The following is a 25020-nucleotide window of genomic DNA, read 5'->3' on the forward strand; positions in this document are numbered from 1 at the left end:
CCATGCCTGACCCCGCGGAGCCGGCAGCCGAAGAAATCATCCGCTACGACAAAGACGCGAAGACGCGGATCGCGACGATCACGTTCGACCGGCCGGACTATCTCAACGCGCCGACGATCGCCTCGCGACTGCGGTACGCGGAGTTGTTGCACCAGGCCGGTATTGACGACGACGTCAAGGTTCTGGTGATTCGCGGCGCCGGCGACGATCTTGGCTCGGGCGCGGATCTGACCGAGGTCATGCGGGTTCGCGATGCGGCAGACCTTGGCCCACGGCTCGCCGAATACCGAATCCGCCCCGATGACGTCAGGTATCCGCCGCAGGGTTCCTTTCGGAACGGTGCCACCCTCGGACAGTGGTACGCCAACCCGAACTCCGGTATCCGCGGGCTGCAGGACTTCAAGAAGATCAGCATCCTTGAGGCAAAGGGCTACTGCTACGGCTGGCACTTCTACCAGGCGGCCGATGCCGATCTGGTCATCTCCAGCGACGACGCGCTGTTCGGGCATCCGTCGTTTCGGTACTACGGCTGGGGCCCCCGCATGTGGTGGTGGGCGCAGACCATGGGCATCCGGAAATTCCAGGAAATGGTGTTCACCGGAAGGGCTTTCACCGCAGCCGAAATGTATGACTGCAACTTCCTCAACAGCGTGGTGTCCCGGGACGAACTCGAGGCGGAAGTCGAGAAGTACGCACTGGCATGCGCCCGCAATCGTCCCACCGACACGGTCTTCATGCAGAAGGTCTTCTTCGAAATCATGAAGCAGTTCCAGGGCGAGTACCTGGGCAGCATGCTCAGCGGCGTCTTCGAATCGATGGGTGCCAGTGTGCGCGCGGACAGCGGCGACGAGCTGATGCTCGATGACGCCATGAAGCAGGGCCTGGGCGACGCGGTCAAGGACAACGACAGCAAGTTTCCCGCCGAATGGGCGCTCAGCAAGAAGGCCCGCAAGAAGGCGCGTGCCGGCAAGGAAACCAAAGCGAAGCGAAAGAAATAGTGGCGCCCGTCGAACCGCCACTGGCCGGGTATACGGTGATCGATCTGTCCGCCGGCATCGCGGGCGCCTATTGCACCAAGTTGCTCGCCGACGGCGGCGCGGACATCATCAAAGTTGAAGCACCAGAAGGTGATCCGCTGCGCGCGTGGTCGGCTTCAGGTGCCGCCATCCCGGCCGACGGTGACGGTGCCTTGTTCAGCTTCCTGGCCGGCGCCAAACACAGCGTCGTCGCCGACGCAGGCGAGGACGCCGAACTGGTGAACCGGCTGCTGGCGTCGGCGGACGCGGTAGTCTGGTCGGCCGGTTCGAAAGTCGCTGAGCACCCGGACTTTACGCCACCCGCCATCCATGACCGCCACCCGCATCTCACCGTCACCGCAATTACGCCGTTCGGGCTCAAAGGCCCCTGGCGAGACCGCGCCGCGACCGAGTTCACGCTGCAGGCGTGGTCGGGCGGAATCGTCGGGCTGGGGCGTGGCGAGCAGGAGCGGGCCCCCGTCTTCGTCGGCGGACAGGTCGGCGAGTACCTGGCCGGAGCCTATGCAAGCGCGGCCACCCTGACGTCGCGATACCGTCGAATCGACGGCGGGGCAGGCGAACTGCTGGACCTGTCGATGCTGGAGACCCAGATCCTGTGCCTCACGTATTACCCGGTCACTTACTTCGAAGTGCTCGGCCGGCCGTGGCGAGACGCTCGTCGGCCCACTATACCGGGAGTGGCTCAGGCGAAAGACGGCCTGGTGGATCTCGGTTGCGGCACGGCGCAGCAGTGGTTCGACTTGTGCGCGATGGTGGGTCACCCGGAGTGGATCGACGAGGAGTCGCCGCTGTCGATCACCGAGCTCGCCAATGTCTACGCCGACGAGATCTTCGCTTGGATGGCCGCCACGCCGGTCGATGAAATCCGGGAACTGGCAACCGCATTCCGCATCCCCAACGCGCCCGTCGCCAACGGCGCGAATGTCTCGTCGTTTGACCAGTTCACCGAGCGCGGTTCGTTCGTCCGCAATCCGCGCGACGACTTCGAGCAGCCGAGTCACCCGTATCGAATGCGGCCCGCACAATTGCGCCAACCGCAGCCCGCGCCACGGCTGGGGGAGCACACCGAGCAATACCGCACCGCGCATCTGTCGCCGCGGCCCGCTCCTACCGGTGCGGCTAAACCATTGCCGTTCACCGGCCTTCGGGTGTTGGACATGACGACGTTCTGGGCGGGCCCCTGCGGCACCCACTTCCTCGCCATGCTCGGCGCCGAGGTCATCCACGTCGAATCCACCCGCCGCCCGGACGGCACGCGGCTGATTGCCGGTATACCGATCACCGAGGACCAGTGGTGGGAGAAGTCCCCGATTTTCGAGGCCCTGAACACCAACAAGAAGGGCCTGACGCTGGACTTGCAAAGCGCGCGCGGGCGGGAGTTGCTGCGTGAGCTCGTCGCCACGTGCGATGTGGTGGTGGAAAACTTCACCCCACGGGTGCTGGATCAGATCGGCCTGGATTTCGCGGCCGTTCAATCGATTCGGCCGGACGTGGTGATGGTGCGGATGCCCGGCTTCGGCCTCGACGGGCCGTGGCGCGACAACCCGGCGTTCGCCTACGTGATCGAAGCCGCGTCCGGCGTCAGTTGGCTGACCGGCTACCCGGACCGCACGCCGTACGACCCCTATTCGATCGGCGACCCGAACGCGGGTGTGCATGCGCTCAACGCGATACTGCTGGCACTCGAGCACCGTCGCCGCACCGGTCAGGGGGTGTTCGTCGAAGCGGCGATGGTCGATGCGGCGCTGAGCATCTCCGCCGAGCAGATCATCGAATACTCGGCATACGGGGCGCTGTTGGAGCGTGACGGCAACCGGGGACCGACGGCCGCGCCCCAGAACCTTTACCGCAGCGCCGATATCGACGAATTCGGCCGACTCGACAGCTGGGTGGCCATCGCCGTGGCGACCGATCAGCAGTGGGAGAAGCTGTGTCGGGCGCTCGGATCGCCTTCCTGGGCAACCGATCCCACGCTATCGAGCGCGGCCGGCCGGCGCGCGCACCAGGATTCCATCGACGAGCACCTGAGCGCCTGGTGCGAGACCCGCGGCCGCGACGACATCGTCGCAACCCTCTGGGGCGCCGGCGTGCCGGTGGCCAAGGTGCTGCAACCGCATCGGCAGACCGAGCTGGAGCAGCTGACGTTTCGCGGCTTCTTCGAAGAAGTCGATCATCCGGTGAACGGGCGGGCACGGCTCAGCACCGTGCCGATGAGGTTCTCCAGCGGGCCGGAGCGGTTTCACGCGAATTCCGCACCCACCCTGGGGCAGCACAACCATGAGTTGCTGGCCGAGTTGGGCTTGACCCCCACCGAGATCACGGATCTGGAAGCCAGCGGAGTCATCGGCGTCACACCCGGGATGCGGTCGGGCTAGTGCTTCCACCCCTCGGCGGCCTGGTCGTCGAAGGTGTGGTCGATGCGTTCGAACCTGCGCTTGACCGAGGCCCGGGCCGCCTCGTGCGGCAGGATGTACAACCGGTTGGCCAGAATCGCATCGGCGGTGAGCCGCGCGACCTCGTCGACCGTCACGCCTTGATCCTGCGTCGGCGGCAGCGGCCCGAACCCCTCGGTTAGATCGGGCGCTGAGGCAAGTCCGTAGTCGGCACCACGGATGCGTTCGGAATTGGAGACCAGCTTGGTTTCGATGACCATCGGGCAGAGCACCGAAACGCCGATCCCGTTGTCCTTGACCTCGCGGGCCAGCGTCTCGGCCAGGCCGACAACGCCATATTTGGCAACGCCGTACGCCCCGAGGCCGGCGTTGGGCACCAGTCCGGCGAACGACGCGGTGAACGCGATGTGGCCACCCTTGTCCTGCTCGATCAACTTCGGCACGAATGCCTCGACGGCGTGGATCGAGCCCCATAAATCGATGTCGATCACCCAGCGCCAGTCCTCGTGCGTCATCGTCACGAGCGGTCCCGCGACCACGATGCCGGCGTTGCTGAATACGACGTCGACCTGGCCGAGCAGGCGGAACGCCTCCTCCGCGAGGTGAGCCATCTCCTCGACGTGCCGCACGTCGCATGCCACGCCGTGCGCCTCGGCCCCCCGGCTTTTCAGTTGTGCCACCGCGTTTTCCAGCGCGGCCTTGTCGACGTCGGCCAGCACGATGCGGGCGCCGCGGCGGGCGAACTCGGTTGCGGTGGCCAAGCCGATCCCGCTTGCGCCGCCCGTGATGACTGCCCCGCGTCCCTCGAATCCGTCCATGGAATCCGAGCGTATTCCTCCCGCCCCGGCGACCCTGATCGCGGTCCGACCGAGTGATCGCGGTCCGACCGAGTGTGAGTGGGCTCCTATAGATAGGACACTAACTATTAGGCTACTATTCAAACATGGCCAGCCTGACCGCACGCGAGATCGATCCGCTCGCCCTCGAGCACCAGGTGTGCTTCGCGCTGGCTACCACCAACCGGGCAGTTCTGGCGGTGTACCGACCGCTATTGGAGCCGCTGGGCCTGACCCATCCGCAGTATCTGGTGATGCTGGCGCTGTGGGATCACCGCAAGGCCCCCGCGGCGAACGAGTCTGCGCTGTCGGTCAAGCAGATCGCCGCCGCCTTGCAGATGGATTCGGCCACGCTGTCGCCGATGCTCAAACGCTTGGACGGACTTGGCCTGATCACCCGCGCCAAGAACGCCGCCGACGAGCGCACCACCGATATCACGCTCACCGAACGCGGAATCGCCTTGCGCGAGCGTGCACTTGAGATTCCGCCCGCCGTCGTCGCACGGCTGGGTGTCGAGCTGGCTGAACTCGAGAACCTGCATGAGGTCCTGACCCGAATCAACGCCGCCGCCGTAGCGGCGGGCGCATTACAATCTTGACGTCCACCCTGAGGAGCATTATGACCGCCGCGAAACCCAATCTCTGGCAGCGCATCGGCTATTCCTACGGCCGGCGTCTGCCCGACTCGATGCGCACCTGGGTCGCGCGCGACCTGGCCGGCGAGGGAGCCATCCGCCGGCACATGATCAGATGGGCGATACCGCCCCTGTTCGTCCTCGCGCCGCTGTGGCTGCTGCCGGCTTCGGTCTACGTGCACACCGAGATGACCGCGCCGCTCTACATCTGGGCGCTGCTGATTTCCCTTGCCCTGAACAAGGTTTGGCGCCGGCATCGGTTGGCAGACCACGGTCTGGATCCCAACCTGGTCGACGTGATCAACCGGCGGAAAAACGCCCGGATGCACGAGGACTACATCCGCCGTTACGGGCCGCGGCCCGAATCCGCCGAATGGCAGTCCAACAGCAGCCCGTTCTAGCGGCTACTTCAGGCAGCTGCCACCGTCGACGGGTAGCGTGACGCCGGTGATGTAACGCGCCTCGTCGGACGCCAGGAACAGCACCGCGTTGGCGATGTCCTCGGGCTCGACCCAGCCGATCGGCAGGGTGTGCATCAGCTGGCCGACGACCTTCATGTCCTCGGGGCCCGGGTTCTCCAGATCGGGACGGAACAGCTTCATCGTGCCCTCGTTCATGAACAACGGGGTGTTGACGTTGGTGGGGTGCACGGAGTTGACGCGAATGTTCTGCGCGCCGAGCTCGACGGCGAAGGTGCGCATCAAGCCGACCACACCGTGCTTGGCGGCGACGTAGTGACCGGTGTGCGGGTAAGCCTTGAGCCCGCCGACCGAGCTGGTAAGGATGATCGAGCCACCATTGCCGCCCGCGAGGATATGTGGCACACCGGCTTTCACCGTCTTCCACACCCCGCCGAGGTTGATGTCGATCATGGCGGTCCAGTCGGTTTCGCTGGTCTTGTCCAGCGTTTGGCCACCGTTACCGATGCCTGCGTTCGCGACGATGATGTCGAGCTTGCCGAGCTGCTCGACCCCTGTGTCCACCGCGGACTTGAGTGCGTCGTAGTCCCGGACATCGACCTCGGCGGTGTAGATCCGACGGTTTTGTGCCTTCACCAGGTCTGCGGTCTCGGCCAGATCCTCCGGCGTAGAGGCGGCGATCAGATCCACGGTGTCGATCTTCTTGCAGATGTCGACTGCGATGATGTCGGCGCCCTCCTGGGCCAACCGCACCGCATGTGCACGGCCCTGACCACGCGCCGCTCCGGTGACGAAAGCAACTTTGCCTTCAACACGTCCAGTCATCGCTACCTCAATTCCTGATATTGACTCGAACCGGCTTGCCTCAGCGGAGAACAGCCGGGGGAAGCGCTTGAGGGATTTCCTCCACCGCGATGACTGTCACGGGTAATCAATCGCCTCTCGCCGGGACCGCGTACACCCCGTTCCCAGGGGAGCGGGGAGGGTGCCGCCACTGAACTCTGTCATCACCCACCAATGAGTGTCAACGACGAATCCGTTTTGGCTACTTGTAATTCTAGATATTAGAGAATCTAATTCTCACCCGGCAAATCACGTGCGTTATTTGCTCAGGTCAGGTATTGGCGAGCAGGGCCGCGCGGGCCGCGGTGTTGGCTACGAGCCGACGAATCCGCGTGAACAGAAGTCCCATACTTCGTCGGCGCTGATCGGGTGCACCGTCGCATCGTCGGAGCCGCCGCTCGATTGCGCGATGAACATGACGGTCTGCATCGTCATGGCGGCTACTCGCTTGGGGTTGATCTCGGCCCGCAACTCGCCTGCCTCGCTTGCCGCTTCCATGAGCTCGGTCAACAACGCCACCAGGGGAGCGTGGGCAACCTTCACTTCGACTGGGTGCGTAATTAGCAACCGAGGCGCAAAGTCGGTGAACAGCGGCCGCTTAGCGGTTGGGTCGGGGCGCGAGGCTTCATAGAGAAGCTCGACAGCGACCTTGAGCCGCTCGAGCGGGTCGGAATGGCTTTCGGTCGCGGCCCGGATCTGGTCGGCCGACCGGCTCATCGCGTCTTCGAACAGGGCGAGCAGCAGCTCGTGCTTGCCGTCGAACTGCAGGTAGAAGCTGCGCAGCGATTGGCGAGAGCGGTCCACGACCTCCTGGACGGTGAAGTCCGTGCTGCCCTTTTCGATGATGATCGCCTGCGCCGCGTCGAGGAAGCGCTGAACGCGCTGCGCCGCACGCAGTTTCGCAGTCTTGATCGATCGCTCGACCGCGCGCTGCTTCCAAGCCGGCTCTTCGCTTGGGGTGGTCATGGAAGGCTCGGACGATTGCCGCGAGGGGAGAACATGGTTGGACTCTACCGGAGAACGCCGTGACATCGCTGCGCTCGACCCCCTCACGGAGCATGTGTTGGAGATTGTAACTTCCTTGCTACGAGAATACTATTCTCGTACACGTGTGTATAGAAGCGGAATCGCAAGAGTGAACCGCGCCGTCGGCGGAAACCCGGATCTACTGACGGTCCACACGCCAGCGAATCCCAGGGGAGTGCTGTGCAGCTGACCTTTGACACCGACGTCGAGGAGTTCCGCGCGGAATTCGCGGCCTTCCTGGACTCCAATCCCCTCGACGCCGCGGAGACGGGCGAACGGCCGCAATCGAGTTCGGACATTCCGGAGTGGGCCCGCCGCTGGCAGCGGCTGCTGTTCGACAACGGGTGGCTGCTGCCCGGGAACCCGCCGGAGTTCGGTGGGCGCAACGCCACCCTGCTGCAGCAATACGTGTACCTCGAGGAGTTGTCGCGGCGGCGGATCTATCAAAGCTTCAATCCGCAGGGCGTCGGCATCATCGCGGCGTCGTTGCTGTCGTTCGGCACGCCGGAGCAAAAGCAGCGCTGGGCGGTGCCGATTCTGCGCGCGGAGATGACCGCGTCGCTGGGAATGAGCGAGCCCGGCGCGGGCTCCGATCTCGCCTCGCTGAAGACGCGAGCGGTACTCGATGGCGACCACTTCGTCGTCAACGGGCAGAAGGTGTGGACGTCGGGTGCCCATCACGCCGACGTTCTGCTGACGTTCGTGCGCACCGATCCCGATGCGCCAAAACACAAGGGCATCAGCGCTTTACTGATTCCGACCGACACCCCCGGTGTGGTCCGCCGTCCGTTCGCCTCGGTGGGCGACATCGAAGACGTCGACTTCAACGAGGTCTTTTTCACCGACGCACGAGTGCCGGTCGAGAACCTGGTCGGGGAGCTCAACGCCGGCTGGCGAGTCGCGACCGGCTCACTCGGCCACGAACGAGCGATGCTGTGGCTGGACTACGCCGACATGCTGCACGCGCTGACCGTCGAGTCCACTCCTTCGGGCGCGGTGCAGCGCGATCGCTACGGCACCCTGGTGATGGATTTCTTCGCGATGCGGTTGCTGGGTTCGGCGACGTTGGCCAAGGCCGCGCGCGGTGAAGAGGATGTGCCGGCGCAGTCGGTGCTCAAGCTGCTCGGTTCGGAAGCGATGCAGCGCGCCTGCGAGGACACGCTGCACGCCAAGGGGGGCGAGGGATTGGTGTTGCGTGGGGTTACCGCGCCATTCGCCCCGCTCAACCTGGACAGCCACTACGGCAGCTGGTTCGATCGCTACACGCGCACCTTCGCCGCGACGATCGCCGGCGGCACGTCCGAAGTTCAGCGCAACATCATCGCCGAACGCGTCCTCGGCCTGCCGCGCGGTTAGCAGTTGTTGGTGGCGGGATTGTCCAGGCACCGCTGCAAGCGGTCCGGATCCTGGGAGTCCAGCCAGGAGTAGTAGCCGATGGCGATGAGCCCGGCCACGATCGCCACCACCCCTAACACCATGCCGGCCATCGCGGCCCGGGGATTCGTCGCCTCACCGCGACTGGCCCGCCGCCGGGCGATATCACCCGTGATCAGCGCCGCGATACCCAAGGGCACCCCGATCAGTAGCCAGCAGGTGGCCAGTGCGACACCGCCCAGGATCACCGCAGCGACGCCGGCCTGATTTCGATGTTCTACGGGGTAGCGCATGTACGCCAATACTAGGCAGTACGCTTGGCCGCGCGACCCGCAGGCGTTACAGCTGCACCAGCCGGGGCGCAGATCCCTTGGCCCGCAACGCCATTCCGGCCTGAGAGGTCAATTCCCGGGTGCTGCCGAGCAAGCTGTCCAGAATCAGTGACCGTTTGATGTGGACGTGCAACTGGTGTTCGGCGGTGAAGCCGATGCCACCGAGCACCTGCTGGCAGTGGCGTGCCGCGGTCAGCGCCGCCTGACCGGCCGCAGCCTTGGCGAGCAAGCTGGCCAGGTCGTCGGCGTCGTCGGTTGCCGTGGTGGCGGCGTGCAGGGTCGCCTCGGCGCCCTCGATCGCGACGAGTGTCTCGGCCAGTCGGTGCCGGATCGCCTGAAATGAGCTGATGTGGCGGCCGAACTGAACACGATCCAGGGCATGCTGGCGCGCCAGGGCAAGCATCGCGCGGCTGGAGCCGACCAGCCACCAGCCCAGCGCCCGACGCCCGCCGGCGAGCCCGGCTTGCGCCGCTGAATCACCTTCTGCGACAGGATGTATCGGTATCTCGTTGTCGATCGCCGAACTCGGAATGTCTTCGCGTTTCCACACCACCCAGGAGCCTCCCGCGAACGGAAGCGGGGTGACGCCGCCCGGCGCCCGTCCGGCCGCGCGCAGCACCACGTCGTTGAGCACCGGGGCGTGCGCACCGGTTTCGCCGAGCAGTCGAAACACCAGAGGGATTGCAAAATCCGGGATTTCGTCCAGCATGTCGTGCCAGCCGAGGTCGGTCAACGCCGCATCGAGCTTGGCGCCGGAGGCCGAGCTCATGGCAGTGCGTATCGACTCGGCCAGCAGCTGCAGTTCTTCGGAGTCTGAGGTCAGGTCCACGGTCACTCCTTCCCGAGGTCGAGAAGCCGGCGGGCGATGATGTTGCGCTGAATCTCGGCGGTACCGCCGTAAATGGTCGACGCACGCGAATACAGATACTCCGAGCGCCACGGCGTCTCGTCGAGCTCCAGGGTGCCGGGCAGCAGATCGCGGACGGTGTCGTAAAGCCGCTGCTCGGCGCCGGCCAACAGCACCTTGTCGATCGAGGTGTCGGGGCCCAGGCGCGCGCCGTCGCGCAGCCGGTACTGGGTGGCGCGGGACCGGCAGCGCAGCGTATGCAGTGCGAGATAGGCTGCGCCCAGCTCGAATTCATCGTGGCCGCTGTGCTGGCTGCCGCCGGATACCTCGGCGATGAGGTCGTCGAATCGGGAGTAGAGGTAGGCGATCCGCTGCCAAAAGCAGGTGGACCGCTCGAAGGGGAGCAGGTCCATCGCGAGCCGCCAGCCGTCGCCCGGCTTGCCCAGCATCCGGCTCGATGGGATCACCACATCGTCGTAGTACACCTCGCAGAACTCGTCGACGCCGTGCATCGTGCGTAGTGGGCGGACGGTGATGCCGGGGGTGTCCAGGTCGACGAAGAACGCGGTGATGCCGTCATGGCCGGGCCCGGTGCGGGTGAGCAGGATGCAGCGGGTGGAAAACTGCGCGAAGCTGGTCCAGACCTTCTGCCCGTTGACGATCCAGTTGTCGCCGTCCTGAACCGCCCGGGTGGTCAGCGACGCCAGGTCGCTGCCCGAGCCCGGCTCGGAAAAGCCTTGGCACCATTGCTCTTCACCGCGCAGCAGTCGCGGCACCATTTCGGCGGCGAGTTCTACGGGGGCGTAATCGATCATCGTGGGTGTGAGCACCTCGAGCATCGAATACGGGCCGGGCTCGGCAAGGCGGCGGCCCACCACTTCTTCGCCGACGATCGCGCGCAGCACCGCCGGCCCGCCCAATCCGCCGACTTCTACCGGCCACCCGTAGCGCATCCAATCGGCGTCGTACAGCGCCCGGCTAACCCGCAGGAATTGCTGCATATGGCCCTGCAGCGAGTGATCGGGGCCGGGCGTTAAGTCGTTCTCGTCGAGCCACTTTCGCAGACCCGCCCGGAACTCCTCGACATTCACGGGGTGGGGCGGCCGATGGCGTGCGGTCGCCCGGAGTCGTGTACGCCGCTGCGGCGGATGAATGTCATGGCGCGGGTCTTGAGTCGCCATCCCTCCGCGGTCCGCGAGTAGGTGTCGCGGTAGTAGCCGATCCGCATGTCGTGCGTGGAGCCGTCGATGAAGCACAGCGGCTGGGTGCCGCTCGCCGAATCACCGTCGATGTTTTCCACCAGGGCAGTCCCGGTGAGGAACAAGCCCTTTGGCGCGGCGGCCACCAACTCCGGGAACTTGTCCAACTTGTAGGTGGAGCCGAACGCGCTGTAGGTGCCGTCGGGCGTGAACACGCCGATCAGACCGTCGATGTCTTCCTGGGTGATGGTGACGGCGTAGCGGGCGAGTAGCTGCTGGATCTCGACCAGGTCGTCAATTCTGGTTGGCTGATTTGTCGACATAGACCTTGCCGCCTTTCATGACAAAGCTGACGTTGCGAGTAACCGTGATGTCTTCCAACGGGTTTCCGGGTACCGCGATGATATCGGCAAGCTGACCTTCCGCGAGCCGGCCCCGGTCGGTCGAGTTGATCAGCTCGGCCGCGGTCGTCGTGGCCGCCCGCAGCACCGCCAACGGCGGCATGCCCCACTCGACGAGCGTGACCAGCTCGTCCGCGTTGCGGCCGTGCGGTATCGCGGGCGCGTCGGTACCGACCGCGATCTTCACGCCGGCCTCGTAGGCGGCCTTGATCGATGTCTTCGCCTTCGGGAACATCTCGGCGGCCTTGTCCTGCAACTCCTTCGGAGCGCGGGACACGTCCATCGCCTCGGCGAGCCTGCGGGTGGTCACCAGGAACCGGTCGTTGTCCACCAGCATCTGGATGGCCTCGTCGTCCATCAGGAAGCCGTGCTCGATGCAGTCGATACCGCACGCGACCGCGTGTTTGACCGCTTCCGCCCCATGGGTGTGCGCTGCGACGCGTAACCCGCGCCGGTGCGCCTCGTCGACGATCGCGCGCAGTTCTTCATCTGAATAATGTTGTGCGCCGGCCTCACCCGTCAACGACATCACGCCGCCGGAAACACACACCTTGATCAATTGGGCGCCGTGCTTGATCTGGTACCGCACGGCCTTGCGGACCTCGTCGACGCCGTTGGCGATGCCCTCTTCGACCGTGAGCTCAAGTGCGCCCGGCATGAATGCGGCGAACATCGTCGGGTCCAGGTGACCGCCGGTCGGCGTGATCGCGTGGCCGGCCGGGACGATGCGGGGCCCGTCGATCCACCCCGCGTCGATGGCCTTGCCCAGGGCGACGTCGAGCAGGTAGCCGCCGGTCTTGACGAACAGGCCCAGGTTGCGCACGGTGGTGAAGCCGGCGCGCAGCGTGCGCCGGGCGTTGCCGACCGCGCGCAGCACCCGCGTCGGAGGATCGTCCTGCACCTGGGACAGCCCTGGCGTCTCGCCGCGCCCGCCCATCAGGAGGTTGACCTCCATGTCCATCAGGCCCGGCAACAGGATCGCCTCGCCGAGGTCGATGACAGTGTCTTCTGGGCCCGTCGGGCCCGAGCCCCCGACGCCGACGATCCGGTCGTCCTCGATCTTCAGGATGCCCGGCCGAACGATCTCACCGGCGTCGACGTCGAGCAGCCCGGCGGCCTTGAGCGTCAGCACCGCTTAGATCACCGGCTCCCGAAGGACTTCAACCCATGCCGCGCCACTGTCCGGGACGCGCGGCTGCTTCCATGCCTCGATCGGGAAGGACACCATCACCAGCGACTGCATGATGTGCATCAGAGTTTTCGCGTCCTCGGGTAGGTCGTCCAACGGGAACTTATCGCAGTACGCGATCACATCATTCAGCAACGGGAACGCGACGTTGTAGAACTCCTGCATCTGGGGCATCGTCGACGCCAGCCGCTTGGCGTAACGCTCGGGCTCGGTGGCCAGATCCCAATCCAAATACGGCTCCAGGGCCGCGAATTCAGACGGTAGCGACATTGCGCTGGTGCTCCTTGACGTAGTTGGCGGTCGTATGGTGCAGATGGCGGATCAAGACTTCCTGGTCGCACAGCAGGAACTCCTTGACGGCCCGGGTGCCGATCATGGTCTGGGTGGCTTCCAGGGTGTTGGCATCCTGCAACGCGTACTCCTTGAACGTCACCGCGGCCAACTCCTGCGCCAATCGCTCCCGCGCGTTCTTCGGCGGAACGAAATACAGCGACGACTCGAAGATGTGCTTGTCGACCGCGGTCGGCCAGTAGTGGTAGGTCAGGTACCAGCCCGGCTCCCAGATCAGCAGCATGAAGTTCGGGTAGAACAGCCACGAGTCGATGCCCCACTGCGGCACCCGCTTCACGTTGACGCCCGGCGGCAACTCCAGGTTCTGGATGATCTCCGGCTTGTCCCACGGCCCGAACAGACCGCTGCGCAGCACCTGGTCCAACGGCTTGACCATGGACATGTCCGGGGGCGGCGCCTGACCACCCCAGGTGGACTGCAGGTTGTGCGGGCCGGCCAACTCGTAGTGCAGCGCCTCGTAGCCGAACTTCTGGATCTTGGCGGCTTCTTCCTTGGTGTACTGCCCCTGGTGCAGGATCGGCGCGTGGTAGAACTCGACGAACGCGTCGATGAACAGTTTCCAGTTGCTGCCGACCTCGGCCCGGTAGGAGTAGGTCTCGGTCATCTCGCCGAAGGGGTAGCCCTCGATGCTCTTCGCCAGCGGCCCGAGGTAGTCGATCAGCGGCGCCGCGTTGTCGTCGAAGTTGATGAAGATGAAGCCTTCCCACACCTCGCAACGAACGGCTGCCAGGCCGTAGTTGCCCTTGTCCAGGTTGAAGAACTCGTCTTCCTGCTGGACGAAGGTCAAATCGCCGTCCAGGCTGTAGCGCCAGGCGTGGTACTTGCAGGTGAACTGCCGGCAGGTGCCGGAGGTCTCTTCGTTGGGAAAGTCGTTCCACACCAACTTGTTTCCGCGGTGCCGGCAGACGTTGTGATACGCCTTGACGGTCCCGTCCTTGGTCTTGGTGATGATCACCGACGTGCCCTTGCCGGCCGACGGCAGTTCCCGGGTGAAGTAGCTGCCGGTCTTGGGGAGTCGCTCGACCCGGCCGACGTTCAGCCAGGTCTTCTTGAAGACCGCATCACGCTCGGCCTCGAAGAAGGCCGGATCGATCGAGTCGGTGTAATCGACCGGCGCGGTTCCCAGGTCGGGATAGTTTTCTGTCCAGCTGCCGACAGCCGGCTTGGGGAAATGAGCCACGGTTCTACCTCTCTGATCCGTCTAGTGGTGCTCGAGCTGTATGCCGAAAGTGTTGAAAGCCATGGCCAGCAAGGCGTAACAGCCGACCGTGAAGACGAAATCCATGCGCTGCTGGTCGTTGAGCCGCTCGCCGAGTGCCGCCCACGTTTCGTCGGACAGTTGCGATTTCTCGTCCAGCTCGTCGACCGCGGTGAGCACCGTACGGTCGAACTCGTCGGATGCCTCGCCGCGTTTGACGGCGTCGATCTGCTCGTCGGTGATGCCGGCGTCCCTGGCCATGCTGACGTGGTGCGACCACTCGTAGGCGGAGTCGCGACGGTGCGCGACTCGCAGGATGGCCAGTTCGCGGATGCGGGTCGGCAGCGTGGATGTCATCAACAGATGGACGTTGAACCGGAGAAACGCCTTGGCCAACGCCGGATGGTGAGCCAGTGTGCTGAGCGCGTTGTTGGTGTCTGCGCCACGCATTGCCGAGAGGGCCTGCTGGGTAGCCTCGTCCCACTGATCCGCGGGCAGCGGCGGCAAGCGCATCGACGGTGTCCTCTCGGCGAAAGAGAATTGGATTCTCATTTACAACTAACAGACTTGCATGATTCGCTCGGTTGGTCAATGCCAGCGGGTAGTGATCCGCTGCTGGGCCACCCGCGTGCCGCTTCGGGCCGGCTTATCGACGGTCCGGGCGACACCATCGGGCCGTGAGTGAACAAATTTTTGGTTTTTTCTTTGGTCGCAAGCCCGGTGCTGGCATTTCCGTGATCGCGTAGTCGCACGTGAGAGGGCCATCCGCGCCAAGATGAGGTATACCGGAACAGTGCCCGTATTTGCCCGGCCGGCCCGGTGGATGTTGATTCTCACCTGGCGAGAAGCTAGTTTTCAGAGGTAGCGGGGCGAGCCGACAGCCAGCGTCCTGGAAGCAGACTGCACGTGGATCCGATGGAGGAAGAAGCTCATGAACAAAGAAGACATGATGCTGATCAGCGTCGACGACCACACTGTCGAGCCACCCGACATGTTCAAGAACAACTTGCCGAAGAAGTACCAGGACGACGCGCCTCGGCTGGTGCACAACGATGACGGCTCGGACATGTGGAAGTTCCGCGACACGGTCATCCCGAACGTCGCGCTGAACGCCGTCGCCGGCCGGCCCAAGGAAGAGTACGGAATCGAGCCGACGGGTCTCGACGAGATCCGGCCGGGTTGTTACAACGTCGACGAACGCGTCAAGGACATGAATGCCGGCGGCATTCTGGCCTCGATCTGCTTCCCGTCGTTCCCGGGCTTCGCCGGGCGGCTGTTCGCCACCGACGACCACGACTTCTCGGTCGCGCTGGTGCAGGCTTACAACGACTGGCACATCGACGAGTGGTGCGGCGCCTACCCGGCACGGTTCATCCCGATGGCGATCCCGGTGATCTGGGATGCCGAGGCGTGCGCCGCGGAGGTGCGCCGGGTGTCGAAGAAGGGCGTGCACGCGCTGACCTTCACCGAGAACCCGGCCGCGATGGGCTACCCCAGCTTCCACAACGATTACTGGACGCCGTTGTGGAAAGCCTTGGTGGACACCGACACCGTCATGAACGTGCACATCGGATCGTCGGGCCGGCTCGCCATCACCGCGCCGGACGCGCCGATGGACGTGATGATCACGCTGCAGCCGATGAACATCGTGCAGGCGGCTGCGGACCTGCTCTGGTCCAAGCCGATCAAGGAGTACCCGGACCTGAAGATCGCCCTGTCCGAGGGCGGAACCGGCTGGATCCCCTACTTCCTGGAGCGTGCCGACCGCACCTACGAGATGCACTCCACCTGGACCCACCAGGACTTCAAAGGGAAGCTGCCCAGCGAGGTCTTCCGCGAGCACTTCCTGACCTGTTTCATCAGCGACAAGGTCGGCGTCGCGCTGCGCAACATGATCGGCATCGACAACATCTGCTGGGAAGCCGACTACCCGCACAGCGACTCGATGTGGCCGGGAGCGCCCGAAGAGCTGTGGGATGTGTTGAGCCTCAACGATGTTCCGGACGACGAAATCAACAAGATGACTTACGAGAACGCCATGCGGTGGTACTCGTTCGACCCGTTCACCCATATCCCGCGTGAGCAGGCTACTGTCGGCGCGTTGCGCAAGGCCGCCGAGGGACACGACGTGTCCATCAAGGCGGCGGGCCACGACAAGGACAGCAGGGCGGGTTCTTCATTCGCGGACTTTGCCGCCAACGCGAAAGCGCTGAGCGGCAACAAGGATTGAGCCTCATCGGAACGCAGGCGCGCCGGTGCAGGTCGACTAAAGGAGATTGAGCAGTGCCCGGCGACGGAATGAATTTTGAGCTGACCGATGACCAGGAGCTGATCCGTAAGTCGGTCGCCGAACTGGCGCGCAAATTCGACGATCAGTACTGGATGGAGAAGGACCAGGCGCACGAATTTCCGACGGAGTTCTATCGAGCCATAGCCGACGGCGGCTGGCTCGGCATGACGATTCCGACGGAGTACGGCGGCCATGGCCTCGGAATCACCGAGGCCACACTGCTGCTCGAAGAGGTCGCCAAGTCCGGCGGCGCGATGAACGCCGCCAGCGCGATCCACCTGTCGATCTTCGGCATGCAGCCGGTCGTCGTGCACGGCTCCGACGAACTCAAGGCCCGCACCTTGCCCACGGTCGCCAATGGCGATGTGCACATCTGCTTCGGGGTCACCGAACCCGGTGCCGGGCTTGACACTTCGCGCATCACCACGTTCGCCAAACGCGATGGAGACAAGTACATCGTCAATGGCCGCAAGGTGTGGATCTCCAAGGCGATGGAGTCCGACAAGATCCTGCTGCTCACCCGCACCAAGAGCTACGACGAGGTGGCCAAGAAGACCGACGGGATGACGCTGTTCCTCACCGACCTCGATCGCAGTCGCATCGATATCCGCCCGATCCGCAAGATGGGCCGCAACGCCGTCAGCTCCAACGAGTTGTTCATCGACAATCTCGAAGTACCGGTCGAGGACCGGGTTGGCGACGAAGGTAAGGGATTTCAGTACATTCTCGACGGCCTGAATCCCGAGCGGATGCTGATCGCGGCCGAGGCGCTGGGCATCGGCCGGGTGGCACTCGAAAAAGCGGTGAAGTACGGCAACGAGCGTGAGGTCTTCGGCCGGCCGATCGGCATGAACCAGGGCCTGCAGTTCCCGCTCGCGGATTCGCTGGCCCACCTCGACGCCGCCGAGCTGATGTTGCGCAAAGCCACGTGGTTATACGACAACGGCAAACCCTGTGGGCGCGAGGCGAATACCGCGAAGTATCTGTGTGCCGATGCGGGCTTCACCGCCGCGGACCGGGCGTTGCAGACGCACGGCGGCATGGGTTACGCGGAGGAGTACCACATCACGCGCTACTTCCGTGAGGCGCGATTGATGAAGATCGCACCGGTCAGCCAGGAGATGATCCTGAACTTCCTGGGAGCCAATGTCCTGAAATTGCCGAGGAGCTATTGACGTCCACCGAAGAACCCGTCCTGTTGTCGGGTGACAGCGATGGGGTACGCACGCTGACCCTCAACCGGCCGCGCCGCAAAAACGCGATCAGTCCAGAGCTTTGGATCGCACTGCGCGACGCGCTGCTCGCCGCGGGCCGTGACCGCAGCGTGCGTGCGCTGGTGATCACCGGTGCCGGCGGGGCGTTTTGCTCCGGGGCCGACATCGGGATCGCGGACGACATTCACCCGAAATACAAGCTGCAGCGCCTGACCGACGTGGCGCTGGCGTTGCACGAGCTGCCGATACCGACGGTGGCCAAGGTGACCGGCGTCGCGGTCGGAGCCGGATGGAACCTGGCGTTGGGCTGTGACCTCGTCGTCGCGACGCCGGAATCGACGTTCTCGCAGATCTTTTCCAAGCGGGGTCTGTCGATCGACCTCGGCGGCTCCTGGTTGTTGCCGAAACTTGTTGGCCTGCAACAGGCTAAGCGGCTGGCGCTGCTGGCGGAGACCATCGACGCCGTCGAAGCCCTCGCGCTGAACCTGGTCACCTGGCTGGTGTCCGCCGCCGAGATCGATGCCTTCGTCTCCGACCTGACCGCCCGGCTGGCGGCGGGCCCGCCGATTGCGCTGGCCCAGACCAAAGCCCTGCTGAATGAGAACGCCGATCGCACCCTGCGCGACGCGTTGGCCAACGAGGCGCGAGCCCAGATCGGTAACTTCGCGACCGCGGATGCGGCCGCGGCCTATGCCGCCTTCAGCGAGCGACGGGAACCGACGTTTACTGGTCGGTGGGCGCTATCGAAATCTGACGAGGAATCGGAGTAGGGACATGCGAGAGACGGTCATCGTCGAGGCGGTGCGCACGCCGGTCGGCAAACGCAATGGCGGGCTGTCGGGCATGCACGCCGCGGACCTGTCCGCGCTCGTCCTCAACGAGGTGCTGGAACGCGCCGGAGTCAGTCCGGACATCATCGACGACGTAATCTGGGGATGCGTGTCTCAGGTCGGCGACCAATCCAGCAACATCGGGCGCTACGCGGTGCTGGCCGCCGGCTGGCCCGAGAGCGTTCCCGGGACCACCGTGAACCGGGCCTGCGGGTCCAGCCAGCAGGCCCTCGACTTCGCGGTGCAGGCGGTGATGTCGGGCCAGCAAGACGTCGTCGTGGCCGGGGGCGTCGAGGTCATGAGCCGTGTTCCGTTGGGTTCGGCCAGGGCAACCGGCATGCCTTACGGACCGAAAGTTCGGGCCCGCTACGACGACTTTTCCTTCAACCAGGGCCTGTCGGCGGAGATGATCGCCAAGAAGTGGGGCTTCTCGCGCACCCAGCTCGACGAATTCTCGGTCCAATCTCACGAACGAGCGGCCGCGGCCCAGGACGGCAACGCGTTCACCGAGCAGATCGTGCCGGTGTTCGTGGAGGACGGCGGAATCATCAACGCCGACGAGGGGATTCGGCGGGGGAGCACCGTCGAGAAACTGGGATCGCTGAAGCCTGCGTTCGCCGAGGACGGCGTGATCCACGCCGGCAATTCCTCGCAGATCTCCGACGGCGCCGCCGCGCTGTTGGTGATGACGTCGGAGATGGCACTGAATCTGGGCCTGACCCCGATCGTGCGGTACCGCGCCGGTGCCGTCACCGGAGCCGATCCCATACTGATGCTGACCGGCCCCATTCCGGCGACCGAAAAGGTGCTGAAGAAGGCCGGCGTTTCGCTGGACGAAGTGGGCGCATTCGAGGTCAACGAGGCCTTCGCACCCGTCCCGCTGGCGTGGCTCGCCGAGACCGGCGTCGACCCGAGCCTGGTCAATCCGCTGGGCGGGGCCATCGCGCTGGGGCATCCGCTGGGCGGGTCCGGGGCGGTGCTGATGACCAGGTTGGCGCACCACATGCGCGATAACGGCATTCGCTACGGGCTGCAGACCATGTGTGAAGGCGGCGGCACGGCCAACGCCACCCTGGTCGAACTGGTCGCCTAGCACCGTCCAAAGAACTTCTTAAGAGTCCACCTGAGACTCTTGTCACAGCGGGCAAACCTACCTACTGTGTGTTTACTAGGTTGGTTCAGCCCACCAATCGGTCAAAGGAGTCCGGTGCCCGACGCACGCCGTTACGACACGCTTCTCGCCAAAGGCGAGGACCGCAAGGAGCGGATCCTCGCGGTCGCGCAGCGCCTCCTCACCCGCAACGGCTGGCGCAACACCACCTTGGCCCAGATCGCCGGCGAGGCCGGCGTCACTCCGGCGGGGCTGCTGCATCACTTCGCGTCCAAGGAGCAGCTGCTGCACGCGGTCTTGGACGCCCGCGATCAGGACGACGATTCGCACGCCGACCGGGCCGGCGACCTGCTGGCGCAGATCTGCGCGGTGGCCGACCGATTCAGCCGGGCGCCCGAATCGGTCGGTGCGTTCACAGTGCTGCTGGTGGAGAACATCCTTCCCGATGCCCCGTTGCACGACCGCATGCTCGATCGGCACCGGCAAGCCGTCGACATCGTCACCGAGCTCATTCGCACCGGTCAGGCCGACGGCCGGTACCGCGCGGACATACACCCCACCATCAAGGCAGTGGAAATCCTCGCCTTCGTCCACGGAATGGAAACCACATGGTTGCTCGATCCTTCGATACCTCTGGCCGAGGTCTTCAAGCAGTACGCCGAGACGCTGGCGCGGGACTTCGCGCCGCCGAGCAAACCATTGAGCACGAGATGAGGTACCGGCTTGATGTCGTCGCCTCCGGCGTCGTCGACGTGGTGCGGTTCGCCGGGGGGTGGCTGTTCGACCGGTCGATGGCCGGATGGGACGTCACCGTCCTGCTCACCGACCTGGCCGACCACCCCGATGTGCGGCCGCTGCAGATCATTGGGGTCCGCACCCTCGACCTCGAGTTCGCGCTGGAGTCCGTGGACGACCGTCCCCACCCGCAGGCCCTGGCGGCCGCGGCGGACCTGATCGGGTGCGATTCGCGGGTCCGCCAAGGCGTCTTGCAGGCTCTCGATCGCGGCGTCACCGAGGTCACCCTGTGGGGAGACACCTGGCCCGCGGAGCTGGATGGCAGCGTGGGCCTGGTGCAGCACCGGCTGAGCATGGCCGCGCAGATGTTCAAGGGCAAGGCGCTGGCCGCCGCGGCAATACCCGAGTTCTCGATCGGTCACACCGAGACGTTCCGCAGCGGGCTGCTGCCCTGTCCGTCGGTGGCCGCCGATCTGGTCCCGGCCAGCTAGTTCCCCGCCGCATGCCGGCCCGAATCCCGGGCTCCGACGGCAGGTCATTACCCAGTCCCAGCCCCCATAGCGGCACCCGTCGTTGACGACGATCATGCCGTGTGGAAATCTAATACTCATCTCTGAGAGGCTCATTCTCACTGCTGAGATTCGAACGGAGCAAGATGACGAACGACTTCTCCAAGTTGGACTTCTTCCGCGGCAAAGAGCTCATCGCCGACCCGTACCCCTATTACGAGTCGCTGCGGGAGCAGTGCCCGGTGGCCCGGGAAGACCACCACGGGGTCACGATGGTGACCGGTTGGGAAGAGGCCTGCGCCGTGCTCAACGACGCCGAGACATGGTCCTCCTGCACCTCGGTGACCGGCCCGTTTCCCGGCTTTCCGGTGCCGCTCGAGGGTGACGACATCACCGACCTGATCGAACAACACCGCGACGAGCTGCCGTTCAGCGACCAGTTGCCCACACTCGACCCGCCGACCCACACCAATCACCGCTCCCTGCTGATGCGGTTGATCACCCCCAAGCGCCTCAAGGAGAACGAGGACGCGATGTGGGCGCTCGCCGACCAGGTGCTCGACGACTTCCTGCCATCGGGGAAGGGTGACTGGATCAAGGGCTTTTCGAGTCCTTTCACCCTGCTGGTCATCGCCGACCTGCTGGGCGTGCCGATGGAAGACCGCGACAAGTTCGTGAAGGGCATCGCCGAGCACGCGGGCGGCGGCATCGGGGGCACCGGCAAGGAGTCGCTGTCGCACAGTCCGCTGGAATTCCTCTACGGCTTGTTCTCCGACTACGTCACCGATCGCCGCCGCGAGCCCCGCGACGACGTGCTGACCGGCCTGGCGACCGCCACCTTCCCCGACGGCTCGATCCCCGAGGTCGAGGACGTGGCCAGGGTCGCCAGCAACGTCTTCTCGGCGGGCCAGGAGACCACGGTGCGGTTGCTCGGTGCCGCGCTGCAGACCCTCGGGGAGCGCCCGGACATCCAGGCGCAGTTGCGCAAGGATCGCAGCCTGATCGGCAACTTCATCGAGGAGTCGCTGCGCCACGAGAGCCCGGTCAAGGGCGACTTCCGCCTGAACCGGGTGCCGGTCAACGTCGGCGGGGTCGACCTGCCGGCGGGCACCACCGTGATGATCGTGCAGGCCGCAGCCAACCGGGACCCGCGGCGATTCGAAGACCCCGCCACCTTCGATCCGGCCCGCAAGAATGCACGCCAGCACATCTCGTTCGGCCGCGGCATCCACAGCTGCCCGGGCGCGCCGCTGGCCCGGGCCGAAACCCGGGTGGCCATCGAGCGGCTGCTCGATCGCACGGCCGACATCAGGATCGACGAGGACAAGCATGGACCGGCGAATGACCGGCGCTACCAATATGTTCCGACGTACATCCTGCGCGGCCTGACCGAATTGCATTTGGAGTTCACGCTGGCATGAAGGTTTGGGTAGACGACCAGCGCTGTCGCGGTCACGGTATGTGCCTGACGGTGTGTCCGGACGTGTTCAGCCTCACCGACGACGGCTATGCGGTGTCGATAGAGGGCGATATTCCAACGGAATTGGAGTCGGCCGCCCACGAGGCCATCGAGTTCTGCCCGGAACAGGCCATCAGCGAGATCAAAGACGAGAACTGACGAAATTCCTACCGACGTAAGGAGATTCAATGCCTAAGGGATATGTCATCCTGACCGAGGCCATCAAGGACCCGGAGGGCATGAAGGCCTACGGCAAGGCCGCCGGTTCGGCGATGAGCGGTGCCACCATTCTCGCGGTGGACACCAAGCCCACGACGATCGAGGGCAGCTGGCACGGCGACCAGACCGTCGTGCTGGAGTTCGAATCCGTCGACGCTGCCCGCGCGTGGTACGAATCCGAGGGCTACCAGAAGGCGGCGAAGCTGCGGCAGGCAGCCGCCGACTGCAATGCGGTCATCCTCTCCGGATTCTGACCGCTACTCTCCGACGATCGCGATTGCCTGCCGAGGGCATTGACGGACGGCTTCGCGCACGTCCGCCTCGTTCTCCGGGGTGACTTCTTCCTGGTGGACGGTCAGCATGTCGTCGTCGCCGAGCTCGAAGATTTCCGGGTTGATGCCCATGCAGACTCCGTTGCTCTCGCAGAGTCCCCAATCGACTTCGATTTTCCTCGTCATTGCGACCCCTTACCGAACCACCTTGACGGGCACGTGCTTCCAGCCCGCGACATTTTGCATGGTCACCCGCTTGCAGCCGTCCCAATCCACCTCGTAGCGCGGCATGAAATCGACCAGCTTCTCCAGCGCGATCCGGCTTTCCAGGCGAGCCAGCGCGGCGCCGAGGCAGCTGTGAATCCCGTACCCGAGGCCCAGATGCTGTGCCTCGGTCTGGTCGCGCTCGATGTCGAACGTGTCGGCGTCGGTGAAGGCATCGCTATCGCGGTTCGCCGCGGCGCCGCACAGGAACACCGGCTTGAAGGGGGGAATCACGCCGCCGCTGACATGAGCCTCTTTCAGGGTGTAGCGGACGTTGTACTGGACCGGTCCCTCGTAGCGCAGTAGCTCTTCGACCGCCCCGGGGATCTTGCTGCGGTCGTCTTGCAGCTTCTGCCACTGGTCGGGGTTGCGTGCGAAGATGACCGCCGCATTGCCGATCAGCTTGGTGACGGTCTCGGCACCGGCGCCGCCCAAAAGCGTCGCGAATCCGGTGATTTCGATGTCGTCGAGCTTGCGGGTCGTACCGTCGTCACAGGGGATCTCGGCCGTGATCAGCCTGCTGATCATGTCGTCCTGTAGGTTCCCGCGCCGCTCCTGGATGAGGCCGAAGTAGTACATCGCGGTGTCGATGTTGGCCTGCATGCCGGATTCGCTGATCTCGATCTGGCCCGGCTCGTGATGCAGGCTGGTGTCGATCCAGTGCCGCACCTGCTGGCGGTATTCCTCGGGCACCCCGGCCATCCGGGTGATGACCTCCACCGGGAACGGTCCGGAGAAGTCCTGCACCACGTCGAAGTTGTCCGGATCGCATGCGCTCAGGTAGTTGTCGATGACCTCGTGGATGGTGTCCAGCTGCGAGGTGATCGCCCGTGGAGTGAACGCCTTGTTGAGCAGGCTGCGCATGTGCCGGTGCTCCGGCGGGTCCATGAAGATGATCGACTTCTGCTCGGGGGATACGCCCCTGCGCACCATCGCCAGGTCGCAGCCGCGCGCCGACGAGTAAGTGTCAAAATCCTTGAACGCGGCCGCCACATCCTCATGGCGGGTCAGCGCGTAGAAGTCTTCCTTCTCGTCGTAATAGAGCGGAGCGTCCTCGCGCATCCGTGCGTAAATATCGAACGGGTTGTTGTAGAACTCGTCCGAGTACGGGTCGAAGACGACTTTCGGTTTTGTCACTGCAGACTCCTCGGTGACGCGATGCTGGGCTGGACCTTTACGATTGAATGCCTGACTGTAACGCTAACGGTAGCGCTTTCGTCGCGAACCGGGAAGAACCGAAGTGCCGTCATGTCAGACCTTTCCGCCGACATCGAGAACTTCGATCACGTCATCGAGGGCACCGAGGTCGCTGCCGAGGTCTTCGGCGATGCTGCGCACCACTGCCACGTCTTTTCCGACGAATTCCCCGGCCATCTCGATGAACCCCGCGACGGAGCCGCGGGCAGCGACGATGTCCAGCACCCGGCTGGTGGCGCTGCCATGGGCCAATGCGCCCAGCACGGTCGATTCCGGAACGCCCAGGCGCTCGCCCAACCGGATTGACTCCGCGAGCAGCCCGATGTGGCCGGCGAACAGCGCATTGTTGACCAGCTTCACCGTCTGGCCGGCGCCGCGCGGGCCGACGTGCAGCACCGGATCGCCGTAGCAGCCCAATACCGGTCGCAGGCGGTCAACGGCGTCATCGGCGCCGCCGACGAACAGCGTGAGCTTTCCTGCCGCGATGTCGTGCGGGCCGCCGCTGACCGGCGCGTCGACGACCTCGACCCGGCCGGTCCGGGCGGCGATGGCCTCGATCGTTTTCGGGCTGGCCGTGGTGTGTACCACCAGCGTCGAGCCCGACGGCATCGCGGACAGCAGCGCGCCGTCCAGGCAGACCTCGCGGACCTGCTCGTCGGTGAACACGCAGAGCACCACCGCATCGGCCTGCGCGGCGTCGCTGACCTCGTTCACCACGGTTGCGTCCAACTGCTCGAGATCGTGCCGCTTGGCGTCGTCGGCCGCATCGCGGACCAACACGCGGACGTCGTGGCCGGCTGCCGCGAGACGCGCGACCATCGGGCGGCCCATCCGCCCGGC

At 64.9% G+C, this 25020-nt stretch carries 27 protein-coding genes and 2 pseudogenes; 15 read left to right on the forward strand and 14 right to left on the reverse strand.

The annotated features are described in order from the left end of the window. The first annotated feature begins 2 nt into the window (after positions 1–2). Together LMQ14_RS04085 and LMQ14_RS04090 are read left to right on the forward strand one after the other, a co-directional pair. Complete coding sequence (locus LMQ14_RS04085; protein WP_267733560.1) at positions 3–998, forward strand: enoyl-CoA hydratase/isomerase family protein; 996 nt, start codon at positions 3–5, stop codon at positions 996–998. Beyond that, positions 995–3412, forward strand: a complete 2418-nt coding sequence (locus LMQ14_RS04090) for a CoA transferase (RefSeq protein WP_420714657.1) — start codon at positions 995–997, stop codon at positions 3410–3412. The genes LMQ14_RS04085 and LMQ14_RS04090 overlap by 4 nt, the downstream gene beginning before the upstream one ends. Here LMQ14_RS04090 and LMQ14_RS04095 read toward each other — a convergent pair. After that, entirely contained in the window at positions 3409–4248 is an 840-nt protein-coding gene (locus LMQ14_RS04095; protein WP_267733561.1) for an SDR family NAD(P)-dependent oxidoreductase, read from the reverse strand. The two genes, LMQ14_RS04090 and LMQ14_RS04095, sit on opposite strands and share 4 nt — an antisense overlap. A gap of 125 nt (positions 4249–4373) precedes the next feature. Between LMQ14_RS04095 and LMQ14_RS04100 the strand changes: the two genes are divergently transcribed. Next, positions 4374–4865, forward strand: a complete 492-nt coding sequence (locus LMQ14_RS04100; protein ID WP_267733562.1) for a MarR family winged helix-turn-helix transcriptional regulator — start codon at positions 4374–4376, stop codon at positions 4863–4865. A 20-nt stretch (positions 4866–4885) separates the two neighbouring features. Further along, positions 4886–5302 carry a DUF5313 domain-containing protein gene (locus tag LMQ14_RS04105; RefSeq protein ID WP_267733563.1) on the forward strand — a complete coding sequence of 139 codons (417 nt, stop codon included), beginning with the start codon at positions 4886–4888 and terminating at the stop codon, positions 5300–5302. A 3-nt stretch (positions 5303–5305) separates the two neighbouring features. Here the strand turns inward: LMQ14_RS04105 and LMQ14_RS04110 are convergent, their stop codons facing one another. Both LMQ14_RS04110 and LMQ14_RS04115 read right to left on the reverse strand, forming a co-directional pair. Next, positions 5306–6145, reverse strand: coding sequence for a mycofactocin-coupled SDR family oxidoreductase (locus LMQ14_RS04110; protein ID WP_239721201.1), 840 nt, complete (start codon positions 6143–6145; stop codon positions 5306–5308). Between the two features lie 330 nt (positions 6146–6475). Then, on the reverse strand, positions 6476–7129 hold the full coding sequence (locus LMQ14_RS04115; RefSeq protein WP_267733564.1) for a TetR/AcrR family transcriptional regulator: 654 nt from the start codon (positions 7127–7129) through the stop codon (positions 6476–6478). Between the two features lie 240 nt (positions 7130–7369). Between LMQ14_RS04115 and LMQ14_RS28260 the strand changes: the two are divergent. Further along, a pseudogene (locus LMQ14_RS28260) lies at positions 7370–7975 on the forward strand (acyl-CoA dehydrogenase family protein); the annotation flags it as partial. A 156-nt stretch (positions 7976–8131) separates the two neighbouring features. Then, positions 8132–8545 (forward strand): annotated as a pseudogene (locus LMQ14_RS28265) (acyl-CoA dehydrogenase family protein); the annotation flags it as partial. On the opposite strand, the gene LMQ14_RS04125 reads toward LMQ14_RS28265, so the two are convergent. The 8 genes from LMQ14_RS04125 to LMQ14_RS04160 all read right to left on the reverse strand — a co-directional run bounded on the left by LMQ14_RS04125 (position 8542) and on the right by LMQ14_RS04160 (position 14593). Then, on the reverse strand, positions 8542–8856 hold the full coding sequence (locus LMQ14_RS04125) for a DUF4190 domain-containing protein (protein WP_267733566.1): 315 nt from the start codon (positions 8854–8856) through the stop codon (positions 8542–8544). The pseudogene LMQ14_RS28265 and the gene LMQ14_RS04125 overlap by 4 nt on opposite strands. A gap of 46 nt (positions 8857–8902) precedes the next feature. Beyond that, positions 8903–9664 (reverse strand): acyl-CoA dehydrogenase family protein, encoded by a 762-nt coding sequence (locus tag LMQ14_RS04130; protein ID WP_420714658.1) that lies wholly within the window; start codon positions 9662–9664, stop codon positions 8903–8905. Between the two features lie 62 nt (positions 9665–9726). Continuing rightward, positions 9727–10833 (reverse strand): acyl-CoA dehydrogenase family protein, encoded by a 1107-nt coding sequence (locus LMQ14_RS04135; protein WP_267733568.1) that lies wholly within the window; start codon positions 10831–10833, stop codon positions 9727–9729. Beyond that, on the reverse strand, positions 10830–11264 hold the full coding sequence (locus LMQ14_RS04140) for a nuclear transport factor 2 family protein (protein ID WP_267733569.1): 435 nt from the start codon (positions 11262–11264) through the stop codon (positions 10830–10832). The genes LMQ14_RS04135 and LMQ14_RS04140 overlap by 4 nt, the downstream gene beginning before the upstream one ends. Beyond that, entirely contained in the window at positions 11236–12474 is a 1239-nt protein-coding gene (locus LMQ14_RS04145) for a metal-dependent hydrolase family protein (protein WP_267733570.1), read from the reverse strand. Before LMQ14_RS04145 ends, LMQ14_RS04140 begins: the two co-directional genes overlap by 29 nt. A gap of 3 nt (positions 12475–12477) precedes the next feature. Continuing rightward, positions 12478–12801 carry a hypothetical protein gene (locus tag LMQ14_RS04150; RefSeq protein ID WP_267733571.1) on the reverse strand — a complete coding sequence of 108 codons (324 nt, stop codon included), beginning with the start codon at positions 12799–12801 and terminating at the stop codon, positions 12478–12480. Then, the gene (locus tag LMQ14_RS04155; protein ID WP_267733572.1) at positions 12785–14062 is read right to left on the reverse strand and encodes an aromatic ring-hydroxylating oxygenase subunit alpha; all 1278 of its coding nucleotides are present in this window, start codon (positions 14060–14062) and stop codon (positions 12785–12787) included. Before LMQ14_RS04155 ends, LMQ14_RS04150 begins: the two co-directional genes overlap by 17 nt. A gap of 21 nt (positions 14063–14083) precedes the next feature. Next, positions 14084–14593, reverse strand: a complete 510-nt coding sequence (locus tag LMQ14_RS04160; RefSeq protein ID WP_267733573.1) for a carboxymuconolactone decarboxylase family protein — start codon at positions 14591–14593, stop codon at positions 14084–14086. A gap of 418 nt (positions 14594–15011) precedes the next feature. On the opposite strand from LMQ14_RS04160, the gene LMQ14_RS04165 reads away from it, so the two are divergent. The 9 genes from LMQ14_RS04165 (at position 15012) to LMQ14_RS04205 (ending at position 22701) form a co-directional block, all read left to right on the forward strand. Then, positions 15012–16310, forward strand: coding sequence for an amidohydrolase family protein (locus LMQ14_RS04165; protein WP_267733574.1), 1299 nt, complete (start codon positions 15012–15014; stop codon positions 16308–16310). Positions 16311–16378: 68 nt separating this feature from the next. Then, positions 16379–17545, forward strand: a complete 1167-nt coding sequence (locus tag LMQ14_RS04170; RefSeq protein ID WP_267735337.1) for an acyl-CoA dehydrogenase family protein — start codon at positions 16379–16381, stop codon at positions 17543–17545. Continuing rightward, complete coding sequence (locus LMQ14_RS04175; RefSeq protein ID WP_267733575.1) at positions 17542–18354, forward strand: enoyl-CoA hydratase/isomerase family protein; 813 nt, start codon at positions 17542–17544, stop codon at positions 18352–18354. Before LMQ14_RS04170 ends, LMQ14_RS04175 begins: the two co-directional genes overlap by 4 nt. Positions 18355–18358: 4 nt before the next feature. Further along, positions 18359–19507, forward strand: a complete 1149-nt coding sequence (locus tag LMQ14_RS04180) for a thiolase family protein (RefSeq protein WP_267733576.1) — start codon at positions 18359–18361, stop codon at positions 19505–19507. A gap of 114 nt (positions 19508–19621) precedes the next feature. Continuing rightward, complete coding sequence (locus LMQ14_RS04185) at positions 19622–20239, forward strand: TetR/AcrR family transcriptional regulator (protein WP_267733577.1); 618 nt, start codon at positions 19622–19624, stop codon at positions 20237–20239. Beyond that, the gene (locus LMQ14_RS04190) at positions 20236–20751 is read left to right on the forward strand and encodes a hypothetical protein (RefSeq protein ID WP_267733578.1); all 516 of its coding nucleotides are present in this window, start codon (positions 20236–20238) and stop codon (positions 20749–20751) included. The genes LMQ14_RS04185 and LMQ14_RS04190 overlap by 4 nt, the downstream gene beginning before the upstream one ends. A gap of 164 nt (positions 20752–20915) precedes the next feature. After that, on the forward strand, positions 20916–22190 hold the full coding sequence (locus LMQ14_RS04195) for a cytochrome P450 (RefSeq protein ID WP_267733579.1): 1275 nt from the start codon (positions 20916–20918) through the stop codon (positions 22188–22190). Beyond that, on the forward strand, positions 22187–22387 hold the full coding sequence (locus tag LMQ14_RS04200) for a ferredoxin (RefSeq protein ID WP_267733580.1): 201 nt from the start codon (positions 22187–22189) through the stop codon (positions 22385–22387). Before LMQ14_RS04195 ends, LMQ14_RS04200 begins: the two co-directional genes overlap by 4 nt. Before the next feature lie 29 nt (positions 22388–22416). Continuing rightward, positions 22417–22701 (forward strand): DUF1330 domain-containing protein, encoded by a 285-nt coding sequence (locus LMQ14_RS04205; protein ID WP_267733581.1) that lies wholly within the window; start codon positions 22417–22419, stop codon positions 22699–22701. A 3-nt stretch (positions 22702–22704) separates the two neighbouring features. On the opposite strand, the gene LMQ14_RS04210 is transcribed toward LMQ14_RS04205, so the two are convergent. The 3 genes from LMQ14_RS04210 to LMQ14_RS04220 form a co-directional block, all read right to left on the reverse strand. Further along, on the reverse strand, positions 22705–22905 hold the full coding sequence (locus tag LMQ14_RS04210) for a ferredoxin (RefSeq protein WP_085223769.1): 201 nt from the start codon (positions 22903–22905) through the stop codon (positions 22705–22707). A gap of 9 nt (positions 22906–22914) precedes the next feature. After that, positions 22915–24120, reverse strand: a complete 1206-nt coding sequence (locus tag LMQ14_RS04215; RefSeq protein ID WP_267733582.1) for a cytochrome P450 — start codon at positions 24118–24120, stop codon at positions 22915–22917. A gap of 114 nt (positions 24121–24234) precedes the next feature. Continuing rightward, on the reverse strand, positions 24235–24999 hold the full coding sequence (locus tag LMQ14_RS04220; protein ID WP_267735338.1) for an NAD(P)-dependent oxidoreductase: 765 nt from the start codon (positions 24997–24999) through the stop codon (positions 24235–24237). Positions 25000–25020: the final 21 nt, after the last annotated feature.

This window comes from Mycobacterium sp. Aquia_213 (genome assembly GCF_026625985.1).
Classification (GTDB): domain Bacteria; phylum Actinomycetota; class Actinomycetes; order Mycobacteriales; family Mycobacteriaceae; genus Mycobacterium.

Coding starts and splice junctions, on each gene's coding strand:
- LMQ14_RS04220 (WP_267735338.1), bottom strand. CDS start 24,999: ATGGTCGCGCGTCTCGCGGCAGCCGGCCACGACGTCCGCGTGTTGGTC.
- LMQ14_RS04200 (WP_267733580.1), top strand. CDS start 22,187: ATGAAGGTTTGGGTAGACGACCAGCGCTGTCGCGGTCACGGTATGTGC.
- LMQ14_RS04205 (WP_267733581.1), top strand. CDS start 22,417: ATGCCTAAGGGATATGTCATCCTGACCGAGGCCATCAAGGACCCGGAG.
- LMQ14_RS04085 (WP_267733560.1), top strand. CDS start 3: ATGCCTGACCCCGCGGAGCCGGCAGCCGAAGAAATCATCCGCTACGAC.
- LMQ14_RS04165 (WP_267733574.1), top strand. CDS start 15,012: ATGAACAAAGAAGACATGATGCTGATCAGCGTCGACGACCACACTGTC.
- LMQ14_RS04180 (WP_267733576.1), top strand. CDS start 18,359: ATGCGAGAGACGGTCATCGTCGAGGCGGTGCGCACGCCGGTCGGCAAA.
- LMQ14_RS04190 (WP_267733578.1), top strand. CDS start 20,236: ATGAGGTACCGGCTTGATGTCGTCGCCTCCGGCGTCGTCGACGTGGTG.
- LMQ14_RS04105 (WP_267733563.1), top strand. CDS start 4,886: ATGACCGCCGCGAAACCCAATCTCTGGCAGCGCATCGGCTATTCCTAC.
- LMQ14_RS04130 (WP_420714658.1), bottom strand. CDS start 9,664: ATGAGCTCGGCCTCCGGCGCCAAGCTCGATGCGGCGTTGACCGACCTC.
- LMQ14_RS04110 (WP_239721201.1), bottom strand. CDS start 6,145: ATGACTGGACGTGTTGAAGGCAAAGTTGCTTTCGTCACCGGAGCGGCG.
- LMQ14_RS04095 (WP_267733561.1), bottom strand. CDS start 4,248: ATGGACGGATTCGAGGGACGCGGGGCAGTCATCACGGGCGGCGCAAGC.
- LMQ14_RS04170 (WP_267735337.1), top strand. CDS start 16,379: ATGAATTTTGAGCTGACCGATGACCAGGAGCTGATCCGTAAGTCGGTC.
- LMQ14_RS04100 (WP_267733562.1), top strand. CDS start 4,374: ATGGCCAGCCTGACCGCACGCGAGATCGATCCGCTCGCCCTCGAGCAC.
- LMQ14_RS04210 (WP_085223769.1), bottom strand. CDS start 22,905: ATGACGAGGAAAATCGAAGTCGATTGGGGACTCTGCGAGAGCAACGGA.
- LMQ14_RS04195 (WP_267733579.1), top strand. CDS start 20,916: ATGACGAACGACTTCTCCAAGTTGGACTTCTTCCGCGGCAAAGAGCTC.
- LMQ14_RS04115 (WP_267733564.1), bottom strand. CDS start 7,129: ATGACCACCCCAAGCGAAGAGCCGGCTTGGAAGCAGCGCGCGGTCGAG.
- LMQ14_RS04160 (WP_267733573.1), bottom strand. CDS start 14,593: ATGCGCTTGCCGCCGCTGCCCGCGGATCAGTGGGACGAGGCTACCCAG.
- LMQ14_RS04150 (WP_267733571.1), bottom strand. CDS start 12,801: ATGTCGCTACCGTCTGAATTCGCGGCCCTGGAGCCGTATTTGGATTGG.
- LMQ14_RS04140 (WP_267733569.1), bottom strand. CDS start 11,264: ATGTCGACAAATCAGCCAACCAGAATTGACGACCTGGTCGAGATCCAG.
- LMQ14_RS04125 (WP_267733566.1), bottom strand. CDS start 8,856: ATGCGCTACCCCGTAGAACATCGAAATCAGGCCGGCGTCGCTGCGGTG.